This is a genomic window from Ureibacillus manganicus DSM 26584 (assembly GCF_000772945.1).
GTDB classification, from domain to species: Bacteria; Bacillota; Bacilli; order Bacillales_A; family Planococcaceae; genus Ureibacillus; species Ureibacillus manganicus.
Window position 1 is genome coordinate 82,893 of sequence record NZ_JPVN01000004.1, and the last position, 22,195, is coordinate 105,087.

21 protein-coding genes are annotated in these 22,195 nt (G+C 37.0%); 4 read left to right on the plus strand and 17 right to left on the minus strand.

Features of this window, described 5'->3' with window-relative positions; genetic code table 11:
* Positions 1-17 precede the first annotated feature (17 nt).
* From CD29_RS04200 to CD29_RS04245, 9 genes are all read right to left on the minus strand, one after another.
* Complete coding sequence (locus CD29_RS04200; protein WP_036183232.1) at positions 18-1,112, minus strand: PIN/TRAM domain-containing protein; 1,095 nt, start codon at positions 1,110-1,112, stop codon at positions 18-20.
* A gap of 219 nt (positions 1,113-1,331) precedes the next feature.
* Positions 1,332-2,711: a DNA repair protein RadA gene (radA, locus tag CD29_RS04205; RefSeq protein ID WP_036183234.1), complete on the minus strand. Its 1,380-nt coding sequence runs from the start codon at positions 2,709-2,711 to the stop codon at positions 1,332-1,334.
* A gap of 199 nt (positions 2,712-2,910) precedes the next feature.
* Complete coding sequence (locus CD29_RS04210; RefSeq protein ID WP_036183236.1) at positions 2,911-5,352, minus strand: ATP-dependent Clp protease ATP-binding subunit; 2,442 nt, start codon at positions 5,350-5,352, stop codon at positions 2,911-2,913.
* The gene (locus tag CD29_RS04215) at positions 5,342-6,442 is read right to left on the minus strand and encodes a protein arginine kinase (protein WP_036183240.1); all 1,101 of its coding nucleotides are present in this window, start codon (positions 6,440-6,442) and stop codon (positions 5,342-5,344) included. Before CD29_RS04215 ends, CD29_RS04210 begins: the two co-directional genes overlap by 11 nt.
* Positions 6,439-6,993, minus strand: a complete 555-nt coding sequence (locus tag CD29_RS04220; protein WP_036183243.1) for a UvrB/UvrC motif-containing protein — start codon at positions 6,991-6,993, stop codon at positions 6,439-6,441. The genes CD29_RS04215 and CD29_RS04220 overlap by 4 nt, the downstream gene beginning before the upstream one ends.
* A gap of 11 nt (positions 6,994-7,004) precedes the next feature.
* Positions 7,005-7,472, minus strand: coding sequence for a CtsR family transcriptional regulator (locus CD29_RS04225; RefSeq protein WP_036183247.1), 468 nt, complete (start codon positions 7,470-7,472; stop codon positions 7,005-7,007).
* A 217-nt stretch (positions 7,473-7,689) separates the two neighbouring features.
* Entirely contained in the window at positions 7,690-7,908 is a 219-nt protein-coding gene (locus CD29_RS04230) for a hypothetical protein (RefSeq protein ID WP_036183250.1), read from the minus strand.
* A 110-nt stretch (positions 7,909-8,018) separates the two neighbouring features.
* Positions 8,019-8,492: an acyl-CoA thioesterase gene (locus CD29_RS04235; protein ID WP_036183252.1), complete on the minus strand. Its 474-nt coding sequence runs from the start codon at positions 8,490-8,492 to the stop codon at positions 8,019-8,021.
* Between the two features lie 374 nt (positions 8,493-8,866).
* Positions 8,867-9,841, minus strand: coding sequence for a DUF4003 family protein (locus CD29_RS04245; RefSeq protein WP_036183258.1), 975 nt, complete (start codon positions 9,839-9,841; stop codon positions 8,867-8,869).
* A 344-nt stretch (positions 9,842-10,185) separates the two neighbouring features.
* Here CD29_RS04245 and CD29_RS04250 point away from each other — a divergent pair, with 344 nt between their 5' ends.
* Positions 10,186-10,497 carry a hypothetical protein gene (locus CD29_RS04250; protein WP_036183261.1) on the plus strand — a complete coding sequence of 104 codons (312 nt, stop codon included), beginning with the start codon at positions 10,186-10,188 and terminating at the stop codon, positions 10,495-10,497.
* Positions 10,498-10,595: 98 nt separating this feature from the next.
* Here CD29_RS04250 and CD29_RS04255 read toward each other — a convergent pair whose 3' ends face one another.
* Both CD29_RS04255 and adh read right to left on the minus strand, forming a co-directional pair.
* A complete protein-coding gene (locus CD29_RS04255) occupies positions 10,596-10,955 on the minus strand; it encodes a DUF779 domain-containing protein (protein WP_036183264.1) in 360 nt (119 codons plus the stop codon).
* A gap of 19 nt (positions 10,956-10,974) precedes the next feature.
* Positions 10,975-12,495, minus strand: a complete 1,521-nt coding sequence (gene adh, locus CD29_RS04260; RefSeq protein ID WP_036183534.1) for an aldehyde dehydrogenase — start codon at positions 12,493-12,495, stop codon at positions 10,975-10,977.
* A 302-nt stretch (positions 12,496-12,797) separates the two neighbouring features.
* Between adh and rluF the strand changes: the two genes are divergently transcribed.
* Positions 12,798-13,505 carry a 23S rRNA pseudouridine(2604) synthase RluF gene (gene rluF / locus CD29_RS04265; RefSeq protein ID WP_036183267.1) on the plus strand — a complete coding sequence of 236 codons (708 nt, stop codon included), beginning with the start codon at positions 12,798-12,800 and terminating at the stop codon, positions 13,503-13,505.
* Between the two features lie 461 nt (positions 13,506-13,966).
* Here the strand turns inward: rluF and CD29_RS04270 are convergent, their stop codons facing one another.
* The 5 genes from CD29_RS04270 to CD29_RS04290 all read right to left on the minus strand — a co-directional run bounded on the left by CD29_RS04270 (position 13,967) and on the right by CD29_RS04290 (position 18,569).
* Positions 13,967-14,674 (minus strand): ABC transporter ATP-binding protein, encoded by a 708-nt coding sequence (locus CD29_RS04270; protein ID WP_036183269.1) that lies wholly within the window; start codon positions 14,672-14,674, stop codon positions 13,967-13,969.
* Positions 14,661-15,449, minus strand: coding sequence for an ABC transporter ATP-binding protein (locus tag CD29_RS04275; RefSeq protein WP_036183274.1), 789 nt, complete (start codon positions 15,447-15,449; stop codon positions 14,661-14,663). The genes CD29_RS04270 and CD29_RS04275 overlap by 14 nt, the downstream gene beginning before the upstream one ends.
* Positions 15,446-16,384 carry a branched-chain amino acid ABC transporter permease gene (locus CD29_RS04280; protein WP_036183277.1) on the minus strand — a complete coding sequence of 313 codons (939 nt, stop codon included), beginning with the start codon at positions 16,382-16,384 and terminating at the stop codon, positions 15,446-15,448. The genes CD29_RS04275 and CD29_RS04280 overlap by 4 nt, the downstream gene beginning before the upstream one ends.
* 10 nt (positions 16,385-16,394) lie before the next feature.
* A complete protein-coding gene (locus CD29_RS04285) occupies positions 16,395-17,270 on the minus strand; it encodes a branched-chain amino acid ABC transporter permease (RefSeq protein WP_036183280.1) in 876 nt (291 codons plus the stop codon).
* Between the two features lie 120 nt (positions 17,271-17,390).
* The gene (locus tag CD29_RS04290) at positions 17,391-18,569 is read right to left on the minus strand and encodes an ABC transporter substrate-binding protein (protein ID WP_036183283.1); all 1,179 of its coding nucleotides are present in this window, start codon (positions 18,567-18,569) and stop codon (positions 17,391-17,393) included.
* 498 nt (positions 18,570-19,067) lie between these two features.
* On the opposite strand from CD29_RS04290, the gene CD29_RS04295 reads away from it, so the two are divergent.
* A complete protein-coding gene (locus CD29_RS04295) occupies positions 19,068-20,399 on the plus strand; it encodes a DUF346 domain-containing protein (RefSeq protein WP_235801773.1) in 1,332 nt (443 codons plus the stop codon).
* A 53-nt stretch (positions 20,400-20,452) separates the two neighbouring features.
* Here CD29_RS04295 and chrA read toward each other — a convergent pair whose 3' ends face one another.
* Positions 20,453-21,640 carry a chromate efflux transporter gene (gene chrA / locus CD29_RS04300; RefSeq protein ID WP_408056596.1) on the minus strand — a complete coding sequence of 396 codons (1,188 nt, stop codon included), beginning with the start codon at positions 21,638-21,640 and terminating at the stop codon, positions 20,453-20,455.
* A gap of 258 nt (positions 21,641-21,898) precedes the next feature.
* On the opposite strand from chrA, the gene CD29_RS04305 reads away from it, so the two are divergent.
* Complete coding sequence (locus tag CD29_RS04305) at positions 21,899-22,165, plus strand: hypothetical protein (RefSeq protein ID WP_036183290.1); 267 nt, start codon at positions 21,899-21,901, stop codon at positions 22,163-22,165.
* Positions 22,166-22,195 lie beyond the last annotated feature (30 nt).

Genomic DNA, 22,195 nt, shown 5'->3' on the forward strand with positions numbered 1-22,195 from the left:
AAATTATAACGCCCTCTTTACGCTACCTCATCTTTAGGTTTGGCAAAAATCATACGTCCTGCAGAGGTTTGTAAAACACTCGTTACGGTTACTTTAATAGACTGACCAATATAACTTCGGCCACCTTCCACTACGATCATAGTGCCGTCATCTAAGTAAGCTACACCTTGATTATGTTCTTTCCCATCTTTTATGACGAGAACTTGCATATCTTCCCCCGGTATTACAACCGGCTTTACAGCATTAGCTAAGTCATTAATATTTAGCACTTGAACATTGTGTAATTCACAAACTTTATTTAAGTTAAAATCATTTGTTAAAATTTGAGCACTCATTTTCTTTGCTAGTCGAACAAGCTTTAAATCCACTTCATGTACATCTTCAAAATCTTCTTCAGTAATATCCACTTTAGTTGCACGTTCATCTTGCAACTTTTTCAATATATCAAGACCACGCCTTCCACGTGTTCTTTTTAAAGTATCCGAGGAATCCGCAATGTGCTGAAGCTCAGTTAACACAAATTGTGGAACTACAAGGATTCCTTCGATAAACCCTGTTGAGGAAATATCAGCAATTCGACCATCTATAATTACACTCGTGTCCAATAATTTAAATATAGGTTTTTGTTCAATTTGTTGCGGATTCGATTGATCCCCACTTTTCTTTTTTGAGCCCGAACCTGACTTTGAAAACATCTGAGTTAACTCGTCACGTTTAGTAAAACCTACTCTGAATCCGAGGTATCCTAACATTATAGATAGTAAAATCGGTAAAATATCATTAATAATCGGAATCTGAATACGTTCAATTGCAAAGCCAATTAAGTAGGCTACAATTAGTCCAACAATTAAACCAAGAGTTCCGAATAATAAATCTGCAGCAGGTATTTTAAACAAGACATCTTCCAACCATTGTATTAACTTTACACAGTAGTCCGATAATGCAAATGATAAAACAAATAACAAAATTGCACCAATTACTACCGAAACATATGGGTTGTTAAGCCAAGGATTAGAGGATAAATTTATTAATTCATATAATGGCGGTAAAAACACAAAACCTAACGCCCCACCGATAAATAAAAATGCAAATTGTATAATTCCTTTTAACATCCCATTCACCTCCTTTTCTATAAATAATTATACATATCACCTAAATTGTTTGCGATGCGAAACACTCGCCAAATATACATTTAGGTAAATATACCGGGTTCATTTGAAAAAATTAGTGAGCGCCTTCTCAATTTGCAATTCCTCTATACATTTCTACCCATAATTTAAACTAAAAATGCCCATACAAAAGCGAAATTGTATAGGCACTATTTTTTTCTTTTACAAATCGTTAAAACAAGCTCTTAACGACTCATTAATAGTTTCAACCCCAATCACTTGTATCCCTTCTGGAAAATCCCAACCACCTATATTGGACGCTGGAATGAAGGCTCTTTTAAATCCTAGCCTTGCAGCCTCTTGAACCCTTTGTTCGATTCGGGAAACACGTCGAACTTCCCCTGTTAATCCAACTTCACCTACAAAACAATCCGTCGGTTGAACAGACTGCTCTTTATAGCTTGAAACAATTGAAGTTAAGACGGCTAGATCAATCGCTGGCTCATCTAATTTTACGCCACCCGCTACTTTAATATATGCATCTTGGGCTTGTAAAAGCATTCCCATTCTTTTTTCTAATACAGCCATTAATAACTGTACTCGATTATGATCTAGGCCCGTTGCCATACGTTTTGGATAATTAAAACTTGTTGGTGTTACAAGTGATTGAATTTCAACTAAAATCGGCCTCGTCCCTTCCATTGATGCAACGATTGTTGAACCTGGAGCACCGAGCGATCTTTCCTGTAAAAATAGTTCCGATGGATTTCGTACTTCTTTTAATCCGTGATGAACCATTTCGAAAATAGCTATTTCATGGGTAGAGCCGAAGCGGTTTTTATGGCTTCTTAAAATCCGATACGTATGATGGCGTTCACCTTCGAAGTAAAGAACTGTATCAACCATATGCTCTAGCAGCCTCGGACCTGCAATTTGTCCTTCCTTCGTTACATGTCCTACTAAGAATATGGCAATACCTTTTGTTTTAGCAATCCGCATAAGCTCACCAGTACATTCTCGAACCTGTGAAACACTCCCTGCAGCACTTGTCACTTCAGGATGGTGAATCGTTTGAATTGAATCGACCACAACAAATTTCGGTCCTACTTCCTCAATCGTTTGATGAATGAGTTCTAAATTTGTCTCAGAGTATATATACAACTCCTCTGACATTACACCAAGGCGCTCTGCACGAAGCTTCGTCTGACGCATAGATTCTTCCCCAGATATGTATAACACACGGTTTCCCTTTTGAGCTAACAATGCAGAAACTTGCATCAGTAAAGTGGATTTACCGATCCCTGGGTCTCCCCCTATTAGCACAAGGGCACCAGGAACAATACCTCCACCAAGGACACGGTTTAGTTCTTCCATGCCTGTTTCAATTCTAGTTTCTTCCTCAGTTACTATTTTTACAATTGGTGTTGCTTTTTGCACAACCGTATCACCGGAATGTTGAAAGGCGCCACGAGGTCCCTTCGTCACAATTTCAACTTCTTCTACAAACGTATTCCACTCGCCACATCCAGGACATCTCCCCATCCATTTGGGAGATTCATAGCCACAGGAATTACAACAGAACTTTACTTTCTTTTTTGCCATAATGTCCTCCTTCTTCTTTTCTTATATAGCAATTATATCAAACAGGCCTTCTCAAAAGTACTTTGAACCATTACCAACAAGGATGGGAGCTTATAGAATTTAGTAGATAACGTTTAATGATGTAGCCCATATACATCCCTCAGCCATTATTTAGGGAATAAAAAAGGTGGCTCGCATTATACGAGACACCTTTTCTTTTTTATATAGATTGTACTACATCCTTTGTCCGTACAACAAACTCACCTTCAACATAATCGATTACAACATGTTGACCTTTTGCTACATTACCTTTTAATAATTCTTCGGAAAGTCTGTCTTCAACGTGTTTTTGTAGTGAACGACGTAACGGACGTGCACCGTATTGCGGATCGTACCCTTCATCTGCAATTTTTTCAAGAGCAGCATCTGTAAGCTCTAATTCGATATCTTGTTCTTTTAAACGTTTTGTTAATGACGCAGCCATTAGAGAAATAATTTCTTTTAATTGATCTTTTTCTAATGAGTGGAAGACGATCATTTCATCAATACGGTTTAAGAACTCAGGACGGAATGCCTTTTTCAATTCTTCAAGCATTGTCCCTTTCATATCTTTATATTTGTCAGAAGTATCACCTACACCGAAACCAAGGTTTTTACGGTATTTCAATGCCTCTGCTCCAACGTTAGAAGTCATGATAACAACTGTATTACGGAAGTCAACTTTACGCCCTTTTGAATCTGTTAAACGACCATCATCAAGTACTTGTAATAAGATATTAAATACATCTGGATGTGCTTTTTCAATTTCATCAAATAACACAACTGAGTATGGTTTACGGCGCACTTTTTCAGTTAATTGGCCGCCATCTTCAAACCCAACATAACCTGGAGGTGACCCTACAAGACGAGAAGTGGAGTGTTTCTCCATGTACTCTGACATGTCAATTCGAATCATCGCATCTTCGTCACCAAACATAACTTCAGCTAAAGCACGAGCAAGTTCTGTTTTACCTACACCTGTTGGACCTAAGAAGATAAAGGATCCGATTGGACGTTTTGGATCTTTTAATCCAGCACGAGCACGACGAATTGCACGAGAAATTGCTTCTACAGCCTCACCTTGCCCAACCACACGTTTGTGCAATTCATCTTCAAGATTTAAAAGTTTCGCAGACTCCTCTTGTGCAATCTTTGCAACAGGAATACGAGTCCACATGGAAACAACTTGGGCAATATCATCTACCGTTACTTTAGATTCTTCTTTTCCTTGTTTTTCTTTCCATGTTTTCTTTGTTTGGTCTAGCTCATCTTTAATTTTTTGTTCTGTATCTCGAAGTGCTGCTGCTTTTTCAAATTCTTGAGAAGATACAGCTGCATTTTTTTCGTTACGAACATTTTCTAATTTATCTTCAAGCGCTTTTAAGTTTGGTGGTACGTTGAATGAACGTAATCTAACTTTTGAGCCCGCCTCATCAATTAAGTCGATTGCTTTATCTGGTAAGAAACGATCTGAGATGTAACGATCAGATAATTTCGCAGCAGCTTCAACTGCTTCATCTGTTATTTTTACACGGTGATGTGCTTCATAGCGATCACGTAAACCGTGAATAATTTGGATTGTTTCCTCTACTGATGGTTCATCCACCTGAATTGGTTGGAAACGACGCTCTAATGCAGCATCTTTTTCAATATATTTACGGTACTCATCAAGCGTTGTTGCACCGATACACTGTAACTCTCCACGAGCTAATGATGGTTTTAGAATGTTCGATGCATCGATAGCACCCTCTGCTCCACCTGCACCGATTAACGTGTGAAGTTCGTCGATGAATAAAATTACATTACCAGCTTGGCGTATCTCATCCATCACTTTTTTCAAACGATCTTCAAATTCCCCACGATATTTTGTACCTGCTACAACCGTACCCATATCTAAAGTCATTACACGTTTATCTCTCAGAATTTCAGGTACTTCATTGTTCACGATTTGTTGTGCGAGTCCTTCTGCAATCGCAGTTTTACCAACACCCGGTTCACCAATTAACACAGGGTTGTTTTTCGTACGACGTGATAATACTTCAATAACACGTGTAATTTCTTTGCTACGCCCAATTACTGGGTCTAGAGAACCTTCTCTTGCAATCGCCGTTAGGTCACGAGCAAGCCCATCTAATGTTGGCGTATTTACTGATTGAGTTTGATTTGCACCACTTTGGGTAGTGTCATTGTTTCCAAGTAATAACAGTACTTGTTGGCGAGCCTTGTTTAAACTAACACCTGCATTAGCAAGTACACGAGCAGCAACACCTTCGCCTTCTCGAATTAAAGCTAATAAAATATGCTCTGTGCCGATATAAGCATGACCTAGTTTGCGAGATTCATCGACCGATAACTCGATTACTTTTTTCGCACGAGGTGTATAATGCACAATTGGGCCAACATCTTTTGTTCCTTTACCAACTAATTCTTCAATTCCAGATTCAATAATTTGTGGACTTACATCAATTGCTTCTAACGCTTTGGCAGCAATGCCCCCACCTTCTCGAATAAGGCCAAGAAGAATATGTTCAGTACCAATGGATTCGTGTTTCCAGCGAATAGCTTCTTCTTGTGCTAGTTGTAAAACTTTTTGTGCACGTTGTGTAAAACGATTAAACATCATATTTTTCCTCTCCTTTTTCCTTCGAATTTTGATTTTCTACATTTAACTTTTCACGTAATAATTTTGCTCTGAACAGGTCTCTTTCTGTTGCTTGTAATGTTGTACCTGCATACTGTTGCACAAATCCTTGTTGTATAAAGATCATACATTCATTTAATATGCTAATAGGTATGCCTTTTATTAACCCTAAGTCTACCCCAAGGCGTACATTCGATAAACACGTCGCTGCCTCATCACTTGTCATAATTCGTGCGTACTTCAGTGTTCCTAATGCACGTTGAATGCGGTCTTCAAGGGCAATTGGCGCTTGCTTCATGAGAGATCCCCTTGCATTTCTTTCGTTTTGTATGATCTGGGAAACGACATTTTGCAAATCTTCTAGTATCTCTTGTTCGGACTTTCCAAGAGTAACTTGATTTGAAATTTGATACATGTTCCCTAAGTTTTCGCTACCTTCACCATAAATTCCTCTAACAACCATCCCTAATCTTGTTAACATTTGTGTGATTACTTTCATCTGGTTTGACATAGTTAGCGCTGGCAGGTGCATCATTACGGAAGCTCTTAAACCTGTTCCAACATTCGTCGGACAACATGTTAGATAACCAAATGTTTCATTAAAGGCATATGGTAAATGTTTTTCAAGGTAACTATCAAGCTGATCTGCAATTTCATAGGTTTCAAATAATTGAAAACCTGGTGATAAACATTGTATTCGTAGATGGTCTTCTTCATTAACCATTACACTAATTGATTCATCGTTTGATAAAACAACGGATGCTGACTTTTCCTTTTTCGCAAGAAGTGGGCTAATTAAATGCTTCTCCACTAATACCTGTCTTTGCAATGCAGGCATTTCTTTAATGGTAAAGTGCGAAAAATTTCTTTCTCCTTTTTTAATGTTTAGTAACGCATTGGTTACAACATTATCTACGTGTTTAGCTTCTTGTTCTGATGAAACTCTTGGGAATTTATAACCTTCTAGATTTCGAGCTAATCGGATTCTAGTGCTAATGACAATATCAGCATCTGTTCCACTTTTACTCATCCAACTAGGTGCTTCATTTTTTAAAAAATGTTCTAGGTTCATGGTGTGTCTACACCCCCGACTTCAAGCTTTCTTTCTAAGTCTTTTATCTCATCTCTAAGTTTTGCAGCATCTTCAAACCGTTCTTCTACAATAGCTTGTTGTAATTGATCTCGTGTTGAATCAATCTGTTTTTTTAATACCAAGTGGTTATTAGTAGTTGTTCCTGGTATTTTGCCGGTATGTTTTGTTCCTGATTGAATTTTCGTTAGTACTTGTGGAAGTTTATTACTAAATGTTTCGTAACATTGTGGGCAACCAAGTTTTCCATCATTTAAAAATTGTCTAAACGAAGACCCACATGTAGGGCAATTTGTTGTTGTTTGTGTAGTTTGAGTTTGCTGTTCTTGTGCTTCACTTTTCCAAATAGGTAAACCAAACCAATTTGAAACAAGTTGTGCTAGATGGAGATTTTCCTCCTTTTTAAAATCGATATTAAAAGGATGGAATTGGTTGGCACAAACCTCGCAAAAGTGTCGTTCGCTCTTTTGACCATTAATAATTTGTGTGACCGTTACAGTCGCTTGTCTGACATTACAATGTTCACAAATCATAAAAGTCACCTCTACTTATTATCATATTTTAAGGTTGTAAGCATAGCTCTCATAATATAGGACCTTATCGTATCCCTAATAGGTAGGTCTATTCTTAGAGTCGTTCGGTCAAGGGCAGCTAACATGAGTTTGGCTTCTCGTTTCGTAATAACAGCTTCATCGATCAATCGATAGACAATATCTTCTGTCATGGATTGTGTAGCTCCATTTTCAATTTGCTCAATCACCGCATCTAGTAGGTCAAGCTTAGAGTTTGGCCTAACACGTACGATTCGAATATAGCCACCGCCACCTCTTTTACTTTCAACTAAATAGCCTCTTTCAACAGTAAAGCGTGTATTGATTACGTAATTTATCTGCGAGGGGACACATTGGAATTTATCTGCCAATTCGCTTCTTTTTATCTCAATATGTCCTTTGCCTCCTATTTCGATAACTTGTTTTAAATAACCTTCTATGATGTCAGATATATTTCTCATTTTTATACCTCACCTCACTAGATGTTCTGACTTTGACTATCTTTGACTTTATTATAATAACGGGGTGAACAAAATGCAAATAAAAGTGTTTCTTTTATGATATGTAGGATTGACAAATTTCTTGAAAATAAGTCTTTAGCGAGCTAAATTTTTCAAAAATTGGGAAATAAAAATCCGACTAAGATTTTTTCCTTTAGTCGGATTTGTTTTGGAGGTATTATTTTTTTTGATTTTCCACTTTTTTTTCATCAATCTTATATTCATCTTTCGGGAAAAGAAGTGCTGATATAAGACCAGAAAATAAAGTTGCAGCAACAATGATAATAAACTTATGATACGATGGAACTTCACTATAATAATTGAACAACATATATGTAGAGGCAATTGCTACAATGATCATTGTTGGAATGACAAACTTCGATCGGTGTTTCCACATTTATATGACTTCCTTTTCGATTCTCTTTATTCAAGTATAACAGTATTCACATTATATGAATGGCATAATTATATAAATTTTAGGGAGATTGATTATTAACAAGCTCCCTATTATTGTTTCTTCCGCTTTTCTATACGTTGTTGTCTTCGAAGCAACCCTTTTTCATACAGCTCTTTTTCTTCATCTGTTTCAGGAAAGACACCGGGTACCGCAACAGGTCTACTTTTACTATCGATTGCAACGTTTGTAACAAATGATTCAGTAGTTATTCTTTCTTCCCCAGTACGGAAATTAATGGTCTTAACCTTTACGTATACTTCCATAGATGTAGTTCCAGTAGAAGTTACGATTGCTTCTAATTCAAGGATATCTCCAACATAAGCGGGGGATTTGAATTCCACAGAATCAAAAGCTGCAGTAACAATCTCACTTTTTGCGTGTTTCATACTTGCTATGGCAGCTACTTCATCGATATAGGCTAAAACTTTACCCCCAAATATAGATAGATGATGATTAGTATCTGGTGGTAATACAAGATGTGATTGAATAGTACGTGATTTGCTCATTGGGACTGAATTTTCCACTGTTTTAACATCCTTTACAGTAATTATTGCTTTAAGTTGTCGTTTTCATAGTTATGAATTTTAGGTCAGTCATTTCCTGTAAGGCGTATTTTATACCTTCTCGACCGTATCCGCTATTTTTTACACCTCTTTCACTTTCCACACCTCTTGCAAACAGTATTTGAATACATTCTATCACCGTTTGTGTAGAAACAACTATTCATAACATAACTGATTACGAAGCTTCTCATTTCCCTTTGTAGCGTATCTACTTGCCGTCTAACTGAAATCCTTTTATCAACCGTCCAACCTAAGTGAGATTTAATTTTTTCAAAATTTCTTTCAAAAAGTTTTATATACTCTAGATAATTCATAAATGCACCCTTCCACTAGTATTAATTAAATAACTCTCCTAAAATGGATCCCACACCACTTGGAAATATAGAAAAAATGTCCAAACCAATTTCTGCTAAATCAAGTAACGTATCTAATATTGAAACATTGGCGAGATTCACTAAAGATTGAAGTTCCGATACATTACGAATTTCTTTTTGGATTGCAACTATAAGTGCATAATCTTTGGCCTGTTTAAATGCTTTTAACTTACATAACTCAGTATGCAATGTAACGATTTGATCTATTTTAGAATCATCTGTTGCAGCCAGTGCTAATACACCTAAAAATGGATAATGGTACTTCTTCACCTTTACTCCATGATCCTCCAATTCATCTCGTAGCTTTACAACGTACTGAGAAAGGATGTCAGAATACTTAATACTATAAATCGTGAGAATTTGCGCTAATGCTTGAAGGTGGTTACCCATTTGGAATTGTTGTTTATTTAATTCCTTATAGTACTTAACCATCGTTTCCACTTGTTGAACAAAGTTACTTTCTTCCCTTGTTAGTAAAACAACATATGGTATATCTTCATTGGAAGTTAAAAAGCGTTGGTGTCGATTCATTTCATCAAATAATTGTTTGGCTCGTTTTGCATGTTGGTTTTGATCCTCTTGTAGAAATAAAGATGCAAACATTCGATAATGATTTGATTTAAACTTTTCTTTACCAAGTTGTTTGTCATTTTGAATCATACGATTTATTGCTTGTTCTATATCATCTTCATCTTGAAGATAAGCGGCAAGTCTGTAGCTTGCTGGAGATCCTGGGTGAAATGGAAATTCTCGATTGGCTGTTTTATCGATGTTTTCACTTATCTTGTCTAAAGCAACGCCACTAAAGGTTTTATTTGCTAAAGTATATTTGGCTGCCAAAGACAAAAGTAGTTGTCGGTCAAAGCCACTACCAAAAAAGTTATCTGCTCTATTAAAATTAGCTTGAAATGCTTTCAAAAATTGTTCATTACTCATAAAGACTCACCCCTATAATTTTTCTACGAAAGTTACTTAAAATAGTTTCAAAGGATTATGTTGAACTGCTTGCACCTATCAATCAAACATACTTAATGATTTTGCCTAAACGTAACTAATATAACGATTGCTTTTTATAAGGTAGCCCAAATTTACGAAATATTTACACATTTTTTGAACTAAAGGAGTCGTCCAGAAATATTATACTAATAAGAAGATTTATAAAAAGTTCGTTGTCATTGGGAGGAGATACTGGAATCCAAAATCGTTTGATTTACATTTCTCTATTTTTTTAAAGATATTCATACTTTTAAAATATTCAAGAGAAAAGGGATGAAGGTAATATGAATCAAATCTTCAGGAAAGATGAGTTTATTATTACCCCTTTCTATAAAGGGCGAAAGCAAGAATTTATGGTTGTAAATACGAAGAAAGAGTTCAAATACGGACATACACATCTTAAGTCATTTAAGATGGCAAAGTATTTAATAAATCTCGCAAGATTTAAGAAGGTGAATTCTGGTTTGAGACCCTATTTATTAACAAGCTTAACAAGAATATCAAATGACCAAGATTATATTAATAAAGTAGAAGAAGTTCTTGCTGTTAAAAGAAACAAAGGCAAAAAAGCTTCTTATTATAATAGAGCGATTTAGACTTGGAGCAAATAATAAGCTTCTAAGTTGAAAGGCAATACATGTAAAAATAGTAAAAGCACAATCCATTAACAGGATTGTGCTTCTAATCGTTACTCTTATTTAATTTTCAACTCGTCTAATTCTTCTTTCGTAAACGCACGAGACCTTGTTAAAAACCGTTTCCCATGCACTCCCTCTAAAGAAAACATTCCACCACGGCCGTCGACAACATCAATAATGAGTTGTGTGTGCTTCCAGTATTCAAATTGATTTTTGTGCATATAAAATTTGGCACCACCGATTTCACCAAGTAGCACATCTTGATCTCCAATGATTAAATCCCCGTCTGGATAGCACATTGGACTGGAACCATCACAGCACCCTCCTGATTGATGAAACATGACAGGGCCGTGTTTTCCTTTTAACTGTTCGATAAGGGCAAGCGCTGTATCAGTTGCAAGTACTCGTTCTACCACTGACTAGCCTCCTTTAGTATTAGAAGAATCCTAATTTATTTGGGCTATAGCTAATTAGTAAGTTTTTTGTTTGTTGGTAATGCTCTAGCATCATTTTGTGGTTTTCACGACCAACACCTGACATTTTGTAACCGCCAAATGCAGCATGAGCTGGATAAGCATGGTAGCAGTTTGTCCATACACGACCAGCTTGAATGCCACGACCGAAGCGATACGCTGTATTGATATCGCGAGTCCATACACCTGCACCTAAGCCGTATAATGTATCGTTTGCAATTTCAAGCGCTTCTTCTTTTGTCTTAAACGTTGTAACAGATACAACCGGTCCAAAGATTTCTTCTTGGAAGATACGCATACTGTTATCGCCTTTAAATACAGTTGGCTTAATGTAGTAACCATCTTTTAGCTCACCTTCTAATTGGTTTTGCTCTCCACCAATTAGGCATTCTGCTCCCTCTTGTTTACCGATATCTAAGTAAGATAAGATTTTTTCCATTTGCTCAGAAGATGCTTGTGCACCCATCATAACAGTTGGATCTAGTGGGTTACCTGTTTTAATCGCTTCAACACGTTTTAGTGCACGCTCCATGAACTTCTCATAAATCGATTCTTGAATTAGTGCACGTGATGGACATGTACATACCTCCCCTTGGTTAAGAGCAAATAATACAAATCCTTCAATTGCTTTATCTAAAAACTCATCATCTGCATCCATTACATCTTCAAAGAAAATGTTTGGTGATTTACCACCAAGTTCTAATGTTACAGGGATTATGTTTTGGGATGCATATTGCATAATTAGACGACCAGTTGTTGTTTCACCAGTGAACGCAATTTTTCCAATGCGTGGATTTGAAGCAAGAGGTTTACCCGCTTCTAAACCAAAGCCGTTTACGATATTCACAACACCCGGTGGTAGTAGATCTTCGATTAACTCCATTAATACTAAAATTGATGTTGGAGTTTGTTCTGCAGGCTTTAATACTACACAGTTACCTGCAGCTAGTGCTGGAGCTAATTTCCAAACTGCCATTAATAGTGGGAAGTTCCAAGGAATAATTTGTCCAACCACACCAATTGGTTCGTGGAAATGATATGCTACAGTATCGTTATCAATTTGGCTAACGCCACCTTCTTGCGCACGAACAGCCCCTGCAAAATAACGGAAGTGGTCAATTGCTAAAGGAAGGTCAGCATTAAGTGTCTCACGAACCGCCTTCCCATTTTCCCAAGTTTCAGCAACTGCTAGCATTTCTAGGTTTGCTTCAATGCGATCAGCGATTTTATTTAAAATATTCGCTCTTTCTGCTGGAGTTGTTTTTCCCCATGCATCTTTTGCTGCATGAGCAGCATCAATTGCCAATTCGATATCTTCTGCATTTGAACGAGCTACTTTCGTATAAACTTTACCAGTTACAGGTGTAACATTATCAAAATACTCTCCATTGATAGGCGCTACCCACTGACCTCCAATATAGTTGTCATACTTTTCTTTGAAGTTTACTAACGCGCCTTCTGTGTTAGGAAATGCATAAGCCATTGTTAATACTGACATTAAACCTGTCTCCCCTTTACAAAATATTATCCAACACCTTTTTAGCTTTCACACAGCACTCGTAACTTCCCCAAGTTATGAAAAAGGTATTTATTTATATATATTTTTAGAGTTGCTAGAATATATCTGAAACTTACTATTTTTAATAGAAAACTTTTCGACAAAAAGAGAAGAAAGTTCATAGGAATAATGTAAAATAGTTAATATTAATGTTCGGCCTTGTTAACACTGGTTAGTAGAGGGAAATCCGTTATATACTAAATCTAAATATCTTTGTAGGAGATTTTATGAGAATCAATAAATACTTAAGCGAAACAGGAATTGTCTCAAGAAGAGGCGCAGATAAATTAATTGAAGAAGGAAAAGTAACGATCAACGGTCAGCTTGCAACAGTAGGTAGTCAAGTTGAAGATGGGGATACTGTTTGTGTGGACGGTAAACCTGTTAAGAAGGAAGAACAACTTGTTTATATTGTATTAAATAAACCCGTTGGAATTACGAGTACAACTGAAAAGCATATTAAAGGAAATGTAGTAGATTTCGTTGGACACGAGAAGCGAATTTTTCATATCGGCAGGCTTGATAAAGACTCGGAAGGGCTTCTATTGCTTACGAACGATGGAGATATCGTCAATGAAATTTTACGTGCTGAAAATCATCACGAAAAAGAATATGTAGTACAGGTTGATAAACCAATCACGGATTCATTTTTAAAAAGAATGTCTTCGGGTGTAGAGATCCTAGACACAACAACATTACCTTGTCGAGTAGAGAAAGTTTCTTCACTTGTGTTTAAAATTATTTTAGAGCAAGGGCTAAACCGCCAAATTCGCCGAATGTGCTCAGCTTTAGGTTATAACGTTAAGAGGTTACAAAGAATTAGAATAATGAATATACACATAGGCAATTTGAAGGTAGGCCAATGGCGAGACTTAACTGAGAAGGAACGTACAGAATTGTTTGGGCTTTTGAATTATAGACCGAAGAATGCATAGGTTAGTGTTTATTTATACTAGCTTGCGATATATTGAGTGATTTTCATTAATGGATACTGGGTCAGGGCATGCTTGTCCTTGTTTAGCGGTCTCAAGGACAGTTTTTCGATATTTTTGATTTTTTAGTCCTTGAGAAGCGGTCTCGAGGACATCTTTTCGATATTTTTGGTTTTTTTGTCCTTGAGAAGCGATCTCGAGGACATCTTTTCGATTTTTTTGATTTTTTTGTCCTTGAGAAGCGATCTCAAGGACATCTTTTCGATATTTTTGATTTTTTTGTCCTTGAGAAGCGGTCTCGAGGACATCTTTTCGATATTTTTAATTTTTTTGTCCTTGAGAAGCGGTCTCGAGGACAGTTTTCCATAGATATCATGTTTTTTATCTTTGAGTAGTAGGTAACTACAAAAAGGCGATACTCCTAGTCCACACTTCCACTTGGACAGAAATATCGCCTTCCCTTTTTACACCCCACCAAGATAAGCTTCTTTCACCTTTTCGCTTTCTTGAAGTTCTTTTGCAGTACCGCTAAGTACTATTTTACCGGTTTCAATAACATACGCTCGGTCCGCAATCGACAGCGCCATGTTGGCATTTTGCTCAACTAATAAAACCGTAGTCCCCTGGGAATTTACCATTCTAATAATCTCAAAGATCTGTTTTACGATTAATGGTGCCAGTCCCATTGAAGGTTCATCTAACAAAAGTAGCTTTGGTTTTGCCATAAGTGCACGGCCCATAGCTAGCATTTGTTGCTCTCCACCAGAAAGAGTACCCGATTGTTGCTTTCTGCGCTCGTTTAATCGTGGAAAAAGCTCAAAAACATTCGCCAAGTCCTTCTTAATGCCATCTCGATCTTTTCTTAAATAAGCGCCTAACTCAAGATTTTCTTCTACTGACATGTTAGCAAATACTCGTCGGCCTTCAGGAACTTGGGATATTCCGCTTTTTACGATTGATTGCGCCGGCTTTCCTCCAATTTGCTTGGTTTGGTAAGTAATGTCTCCACTTTTGGGTTTTAAGAGACCGGACAAAGTTTTTAATAAAGTAGATTTCCCCGCTCCATTTGCACCAATTAATGTAACAATCTCCCCTTCATTTACCTCTAAGGAGACACCTTTTAAGGCATGGATATTGCCGTAAAATACATCGATGTTATTAACTTTTAACATCTTCAACAACCTCCTCACCAAGGTAAGCTTCAATTACTTTCGGATTGTTTCTTATTTCTTCCGGTAGTCCATCTGCGATCAGTTGTCCGTGGTCTAACACGTAAATTCTTTCACAGATTCCCATAACTAAATGCATGTCATGTTCTATTAGTAAAATCGTTAAATCAAATTCGTTTCGGATAAAGGCGATTAACTCCATCAAATCTTGTGTTTCTTGTGGGTTCATCCCCGCTGCAGGCTCGTCTAACAATAATAGTTTTGGCTTTGCAGCTAAAGCTCGCGCTATTTCAAGGCGTCGTTGCATCCCATATGGGAGATTTTTAGCCAACTCATCTTTATATTTATCGAGTCCAAATATCTTTAAAAACTCAATCGACTGTCTCTCCATATCTGCTTCACCTTTAAAATGTCCAGGTAAACGGAAAATGGATGAAAGGATGGAATGCTTAGCAACATTGTGATTCGCTACTTTTACATTATCAAGGACAGTCATGTCTTTAAATAGACGAATATTTTGGAATGTGCGGCTAATTCCTAGTTTTGTTACTTGGTATGGTTGAAGACCTTTTAGACTTTTCCCATCGAAAGTAATTGACCCCTCTGTGGGCTGATATACTCCGGTTAACATATTAAAAGTTGTTGTTTTTCCGGCTCCATTTGGCCCAATCAGTCCGACTAGTTCTCCACTATTTAAATACATATTGAATCCTTGTACGGCTTTCAAACCACCAAATTGAATACCGACATTGTCCGCTTTAATTAGAAGTTCCGTCATACATTTGAACCTCCCTTTTTACCAAACTTCAGCATTTGTGTAATTTCCTTTGTACCCATTAACCCTGTTGGACGATAGAGCATAACTAGAATTAACACAAGAGAATAAATAATCATTCGTGTTTCTGTAAAGTTCGCTAAATAAGCAGATATAAACGTTATGAAAACTGCTGCTATTACTGATCCAGATAGACTTCCTAATCCACCTAATACGACTAAAATTAAAATATCAAAGGATTTTAGGAAGTTAAACGTTGTCGGTTGAATGATAAAGAAGTTATGTGCAAAAATTGATCCAGCCACTCCTGCAAAAATTGCACCAATTGTAAATGCAACTACTTTGTAATACGTCGTGTTAATACCCATTGCATCAGCTGCTATTTCATCTTCACGGACTGAGATACATCCACGGCCGTGACGGGAATTTGTGAAATTAGAGATGACAAGAATTGTAACAATTACTCCAAGATAAGCATATGTCCAGTTTGACATCTGATTTACTGCCATACCAGCAGCTCCACCAACATAATCGACATTAACAAAAACAATACGTATTATTTCTGCAAATCCAAGCGTGGCAATTGCTAAATAATCACCTTTAAGTCGTAATGTTGGAATACCTACTAATAATCCTGCCAACCCAGCAGCTATTGCACCAATAACTATTGCTATAGAGAATGGTAAACCGAATTCCATTGTAGCGATAGCACTGAAGTAAGCCCCTACAGCCATAAATCCAGCGTGACCGATTGAGAATTGTCCCGTGACCCCAATTACAATATGTAAACTCACAGCCAACATAATATTGATACACATTGTAACTAGTATGTTTTGATAGTATGAATCTATCATTCCACCCATGATCATGCCTTGAACGACAGCATAGATTACTAGTGCTAAAATACTATAGCCTAGAAAAGCTTTAGATTTCTTCATTTACAGTCACCTACACTTTCTCTCGGACGTTTTTGCCGAATATCCCTGATGGTTTTACAATTAAAATGAAAATTAGAATGACAAATGCTGCTGCATCTCGCCATAGTGAGTAGCCAACTGCGTTAACAATTGATTCAACAACTCCTAAAACTAAACCACCAACCATTGCACCAGGTATACTACCAATTCCACCAAGTACTGCGGCAACAAATGCCTTTAAGCCTGGTAATATACCCATTAGAGGATCAATTCGAGTATAGTAGAATCCGAAAATAACACCTGCCGCACCAGCTAGAGCAGAACCAATAGCAAATGTTGCTGAAATTGTATTATCTACGTTAATTCCCATTAATCTTGCAGCATCTGCATCGTGAGATACAGCTCTCATTGCTTTTCCAATCTTTGTTTTATGCACGATAAATTGCAATAGAAGCATTAGTACAATCGTTACCATTAAAATTAATAAAGATTTTGTGCTAATATTTGCACCTAAAAAGTTAATAGAAGTCTCTGCCATTATTTGTGGATATGCCTCTGGTGTAGCCCCTCGGAAGAAGATCACTGTATATTCGATTAACAATGAAACCCCGATTGCAGTTATTAACGCTGCAATACGAGTAGCATTTCTTAAACGTTTATAGGCAACTCGTTCTATAATTACCCCAATAATCGCACAAAGTAGCATTGCAAGTAATAATGCTGGGAAAAAGCCCATATCCCATCTAGCAATTGCAAAGAATCCAATAAATGCACCAAGCATAAACACATCACCATGTGCAAAGTTAATTAATTTTATAATTCCATATACCATCGTATACCCCAAAGCAATTAATGCATAAATACTACCTAGTGATATACCATTTACAAGTTGTTGGAGCCATTCCATAATATTTCTCACTCCTTTTCCAATTGCTGTTTTATCAATGTTTTTACATTTTCAAAGATGCATAAATTGGTTCCTTCTGTAAAAGAAAAAGGAGGCAGCAAGCGCCCCCTTTTTTTTGCATTAAGGATTAATTTTAGAGTTGAAAACTGTTTTGCCGTCTTTGAATTCTAAAATTGTTGCTGATTTAATTGGATTATGATTTTCGTCAACTGTAAATGTACCTGTTACTGCTTCAAAGTCTTTTGTACTCGCTAAAGCATTTTTAATAGCTTCCCCATCAAGAGAATCTGCACGATCAATTGCATCTGCAATGTAGTAAACTGTGTCATATCCTAATGCGCCGAATCCATTTGGTTGTTCACCAAATTTTTCTTCATAGCCTTTTAGGAAGTTTTGAATAATTTCAGCAGGATCATCAGCTGAGAATGCATTTGCATAATACGTATTGTTTAAAGCATCAGCACCAGCTAATTCTAATAGAGTTGGAGATTCCCAACCTTCACCACCCATAAGAGTTGCATCAATACCTACTTCACGAGCTTGTTTTACAATTAGCCCAACTTCTTGATAATATCCAGGGATAAAGATGAAATCTGGATTAGAAGATTTAAGTAAAGTTAATGTAGATTTGAAATCCACATCGTTTGCTACATAAGCTTGTTCAGCAACGATGTTTCCACCATTTTTCTCAAGTTGCTCTTTAAATGATTTCGCTAAGCCTTTTGCATAGTCATTTGAGTTATCAGCATAGATTGCCACATTTTTTGCACCAAATTCAGTTGCGAAGTTTGCTGCTACAACTCCTTGGAATGGGTCAATGAAGCATGTACGGAAAATATATTCATTAATTGACCCGTCTTCATTTACCGTCAAACCTTCAGCAGTTCCTGAAGCTGTTACAACTGGAATTTTATTTTGAGTTGCAGTTTGGATTGTTGCCTTCATGTTACCTGAAGTAGCTGGTCCAATCATTGCATGTACTTTATCTTGAGTCATCAATTTAAGAGTAGCTGCTGTAGCTTCAGATACTTCTGATTTGTTATCAACAGTTACTAATTCAATTTTCTTACCGTCAATTCCACCCTTTGCGTTAATCTCTTCAACTGCAAGCTCAGCACCTTTTAAAATCGATTGACCAAATGATGCTACCCCTCCAGATAATTCTAAGTTTGCACCGATTTTAATGACATCTGAGTTCGAACTTGATGATCCCCCTGAACTACACCCAGCTAAAGCCCCGATTACTAAAGAACCTGCTAAGAAAATCGAAGCAAATCTTTTTAGTTTGTTTCTTTTCATGACCTTTCCCCCTTTTAACTAGAAGATAAAATAGTAATATATTTTTTTTTGAATAAATCATTAAAATAGACAAAATATTCAAATAATAAATTACATTCATATCTTCTTTTTTATATTTACTTCCTCAATATTAATTTATATTCAATTTTTAGTAAAGTATGATTTTTCTGTCTTTTTTGAATTTTCCATTAATAGAATTGTTTTATTATTAAACTTTTGATTTTTTATTATATTCAACTACGTAAAATGTCAATTTTCTTTATAAAATAACTACTTTATTATTATTTTTGAAATTCTAACAAAGTATCTATTTTTCTATATATTGTAGTTATTTTCTACAAAAAGCCGACTTTTTGCCTTCGGTCATTTTAAGGACTTCCTTGTTCTTATCTATAATGAAAACTATTGAATTTCAAAAAGTGTACTAATAGGGCGTTTGCCCCTAGCACCCCGGTACATTTGCATACATTAAAAAGAAAAACGGAGGCTTATGGGCTAATGTACATGAATAATGGTTATGGTTACCCATATTACTATGGTGGAAATGTTCCTGGTTACTATCCAGAGAATCAAGTTCCAAATAATTACTATGCACAAGTGAATCTTGTTCCAGTGAATTACTACGCGCAAGTGAATCAACCTATGTATGTTCAACAAACTAGAAGACCAACTGTTCAGCAAGTGTTGCAAACACTTCGTTCCGAACATAATAATTTATATTCTCAAATGGAACGTGCAGGCGTCAGTAGACAATTGTCAGAGGCACTATTTTTCTTTGTTGTAAACTATACAATTAATCAAGCTAATCAAAATCAATCTGCTAGTCAAATTTATCGATTATTCCAAAGAGAAACTCCTTGGGTGAACTTACTTATTGAGTCTTTAAATCTTCCTTTAAACACGATTGACCGTGTATTAACAAGAGTAATTGAGATTACGTTGAATGAAATGAAAAGAGGTCAACCTAGTCCTGGACCGGGGCCTAGGCCAGAGCCGATACCTGGTCAACAACCTGGTATTGGGTGGTCTGAGTGGGAGAACCTTGGAGGCGTGTTAACAAGTGCTCCGACTGTTTCATCATGGCAAGCAAATCGTTTAGATGTGTTTGCTCGTGGAACAGATAATACGCTTTACCACAAGTGGTGGGATGGACGTTCATGGAGCGATTGGGAAAGTCTTGGTGGTGTGTTAACGAGCCCTCCTGGTGCAGTTTCTTGGGGACCAAACCGCATAGATGTATTTGTAAGAGGTACAGACAATGCACTTTACCATAAATGGTGGGACGGTAGTAGATGGAATGATTGGGAGAACCTCGGTGGGGTATTAACGAGTGGTCCAGCGGCTTCTTCACGTCGTTCAAATCAATTAGATGTATTTGTTCGAGGGAATAATAATCGACTTTACCAAAAAACGTGGGACGGTTCGCGCTGGATTGATTGGGTTGACCTTGGTGGAAATCTAAACTCAGAACCTGCAGCTGTATCATGGGGTCCAAATCGAATTGATGTGTTTGCTAGAGGGCAAAACAACGATCTTATTCACAAATGGTGGGATGGTCGCAATTGGAGTGATTGGGAGAGCCTTGGCGGAACACTAACTAGCGCTCCAACTGTTTCATCAACTCGTGCAAACCGCCTCGAGGTATTTGTGAGAGGTACAGGTAACAGATTATATAGAAGAACTTGGAACGGTTCCCGCTGGAGTGATTGGGAAAACCTTGGTGGAAACCTAACAAGTGCTCCTGCAGCAGTTTCGTGGGGACCTAACCGTACGGATGTATTTGCAAGAGGACAAAATAATAATCTTTATCATATTTGGCAAGGGCGATAAAAAGAAAAATCGTTATGGAGAGGTAAATTCTCCGTAACGATTTTTTCATAAGTTTAGAAATTAATATATTGAAGGACAATCCCACTTACTACCCCAGTTAGTACAACAACCCACGGTGGGCATTTCCAAAATTGAAGCATGCTAAATAAAACTGCTGCAAAAGCAAAATCTATTGGAAGGAAAACAGATGTCGTAAAGATTGGTTTATAAAATGCTGCTATCAAGATTCCTACCACTGCTGCATTAACACCAATAAACGCACCTTTAATTTTGTTGTTTTGTCGAAGTTGATTCCAAAATGGAAGTGCACCAAATACAAGTAAAAATGCAGGTAAGAAAATTGCAAGAGTAGCAAGTAATCCACCAACCCATCCATTCATCACTGCACCTAGGTAAGCAGCAAATGTAAATAGTGGACCAGGCACAGCTTGAGTTACACCATACCCCGCTAGAAATGCTTCCTCACTCACCCAACCTGATGGAACAAATTCGCTTTGTAGTAAAGGTAATACAACATGCCCACCACCGAATACTAATGATCCTGCTCGATAAACACTATCAAACACTGCTACCCATTCTAACTTTGTGACTTCTCGTAAAATCGGTAGGGCAATTAATAAGCCAAAGAACAATGTAAGACAGATCGCCCCAAACCGTTTAGATATTGGGAAGTGCGTTGAAGGTTCCCCACTATCCTGATTTGAACGATAAATGAAAAACCCTAAAACAGCCGCAAACAAGATAATTCCTATTTGTGAATATGCTGTCTCCCACAACAAAGCAACGGATAATCCGAAAAGAACAATAGCTTTTCTCGTTAAATCAGGGGCTAAATTTTTAGCCATTCCAAGCACAGCATGAGCGACAACCGCAACCGCTACTAGTTTTAACCCGTGTATCCAGCCAGCCTCACCTAAATTCAAACCATCTACTGCTAGGGCAAAGATGATTAAGGCTATAACAGATGGCATTGTAAATCCTAAGAAAGAGATAATCCCGCCTATGATTCCTCCACGAACCACGCCAATTCCAATTCCGACCTGGCTACTAGAAGGTCCAGGCAAAAATTGACAAAGCGCCACTAATTCAGTGTAACTTTTTTCATCGATCCATTTTCGTCTCCGAACATATTCTTCGTGAAAATATCCAAGATGTGCAGTTGGTCCTCCAAAGGATGTCAAACCAAGTCTCGTAGATATAAACAAAATTTCAAAAAGTGTTTTTAGCGATAATTTTTTCATACTCATCTCCAACTATAAAAATTCATATTTCCCATGATAACAGACTGCTACTGCAAACAATAGTCAGTTTACAAAATCTTAATATAATTAAAAACAAGCTAAAAACCTCCATATTATGACAAGAGGCGTTCCCCTCTAGTGTATCAGTTCCATATCTTCAAATATATGGTACACTTAAAATGCGCTCCCTATTATAAGTTATTAAACTAGTAATAGATTGGAGATGCCTATAGATTAAAGCGTAAGGGGGGGAAATGTGTGAATCAGCATTATAAAGAAGAACTTAACTTAGTTTTACAAGCATTGCTGGGTATATTTTTAACGGCTATTTTTGCTCATGTCATGTTTTTAACTCAAAGTGTATTCCCTTGGTACTCTGTTTTCGTCTTTGGTTTTGGTCTTGCAATAGTCGTATATTTATTGTTAAGGAAAAAAAGTATTGTGTTTGTTTCCTTTTTAATCCTTTTTACATTCGTATACTCAATCGCTTACAATTTCGGAGTCCTTTTCCCACTTCATTCGTAGGAACTGGATGACTTGTTAGTCTAAACGAAG

Coding starts and splice junctions, on each gene's coding strand:
- CD29_RS04200 (WP_036183232.1), bottom strand. CDS start 1,112: ATGTTAAAAGGAATTATACAATTTGCATTTTTATTTATCGGTGGGGCG.
- radA (WP_036183234.1), bottom strand. CDS start 2,711: ATGGCAAAAAAGAAAGTAAAGTTCTGTTGTAATTCCTGTGGCTATGAA.
- CD29_RS04210 (WP_036183236.1), bottom strand. CDS start 5,352: ATGATGTTTAATCGTTTTACACAACGTGCACAAAAAGTTTTACAACTA.
- CD29_RS04215 (WP_036183240.1), bottom strand. CDS start 6,442: ATGAACCTAGAACATTTTTTAAAAAATGAAGCACCTAGTTGGATGAGT.
- CD29_RS04220 (WP_036183243.1), bottom strand. CDS start 6,993: ATGATTTGTGAACATTGTAATGTCAGACAAGCGACTGTAACGGTCACA.
- CD29_RS04225 (WP_036183247.1), bottom strand. CDS start 7,472: ATGAGAAATATATCTGACATCATAGAAGGTTATTTAAAACAAGTTATC.
- CD29_RS04230 (WP_036183250.1), bottom strand. CDS start 7,908: ATGTGGAAACACCGATCGAAGTTTGTCATTCCAACAATGATCATTGTA.
- CD29_RS04245 (WP_036183258.1), bottom strand. CDS start 9,841: ATGAGTAATGAACAATTTTTGAAAGCATTTCAAGCTAATTTTAATAGA.
- CD29_RS04250 (WP_036183261.1), top strand. CDS start 10,186: ATGAATCAAATCTTCAGGAAAGATGAGTTTATTATTACCCCTTTCTAT.
- adh (WP_036183534.1), bottom strand. CDS start 12,495: ATGGCTTATGCATTTCCTAACACAGAAGGCGCGTTAGTAAACTTCAAA.
- rluF (WP_036183267.1), top strand. CDS start 12,798: ATGAGAATCAATAAATACTTAAGCGAAACAGGAATTGTCTCAAGAAGA.
- CD29_RS04270 (WP_036183269.1), bottom strand. CDS start 14,674: ATGTTAAAAGTTAATAACATCGATGTATTTTACGGCAATATCCATGCC.
- CD29_RS04275 (WP_036183274.1), bottom strand. CDS start 15,449: ATGACGGAACTTCTAATTAAAGCGGACAATGTCGGTATTCAATTTGGT.
- CD29_RS04280 (WP_036183277.1), bottom strand. CDS start 16,384: ATGAAGAAATCTAAAGCTTTTCTAGGCTATAGTATTTTAGCACTAGTA.
- CD29_RS04285 (WP_036183280.1), bottom strand. CDS start 17,270: ATGGAATGGCTCCAACAACTTGTAAATGGTATATCACTAGGTAGTATT.
- CD29_RS04290 (WP_036183283.1), bottom strand. CDS start 18,569: ATGAAAAGAAACAAACTAAAAAGATTTGCTTCGATTTTCTTAGCAGGT.
- CD29_RS04295 (WP_235801773.1), top strand. CDS start 19,068: ATGTACATGAATAATGGTTATGGTTACCCATATTACTATGGTGGAAAT.
- chrA (WP_408056596.1), bottom strand. CDS start 21,640: ATGAAAAAATTATCGCTAAAAACACTTTTTGAAATTTTGTTTATATCT.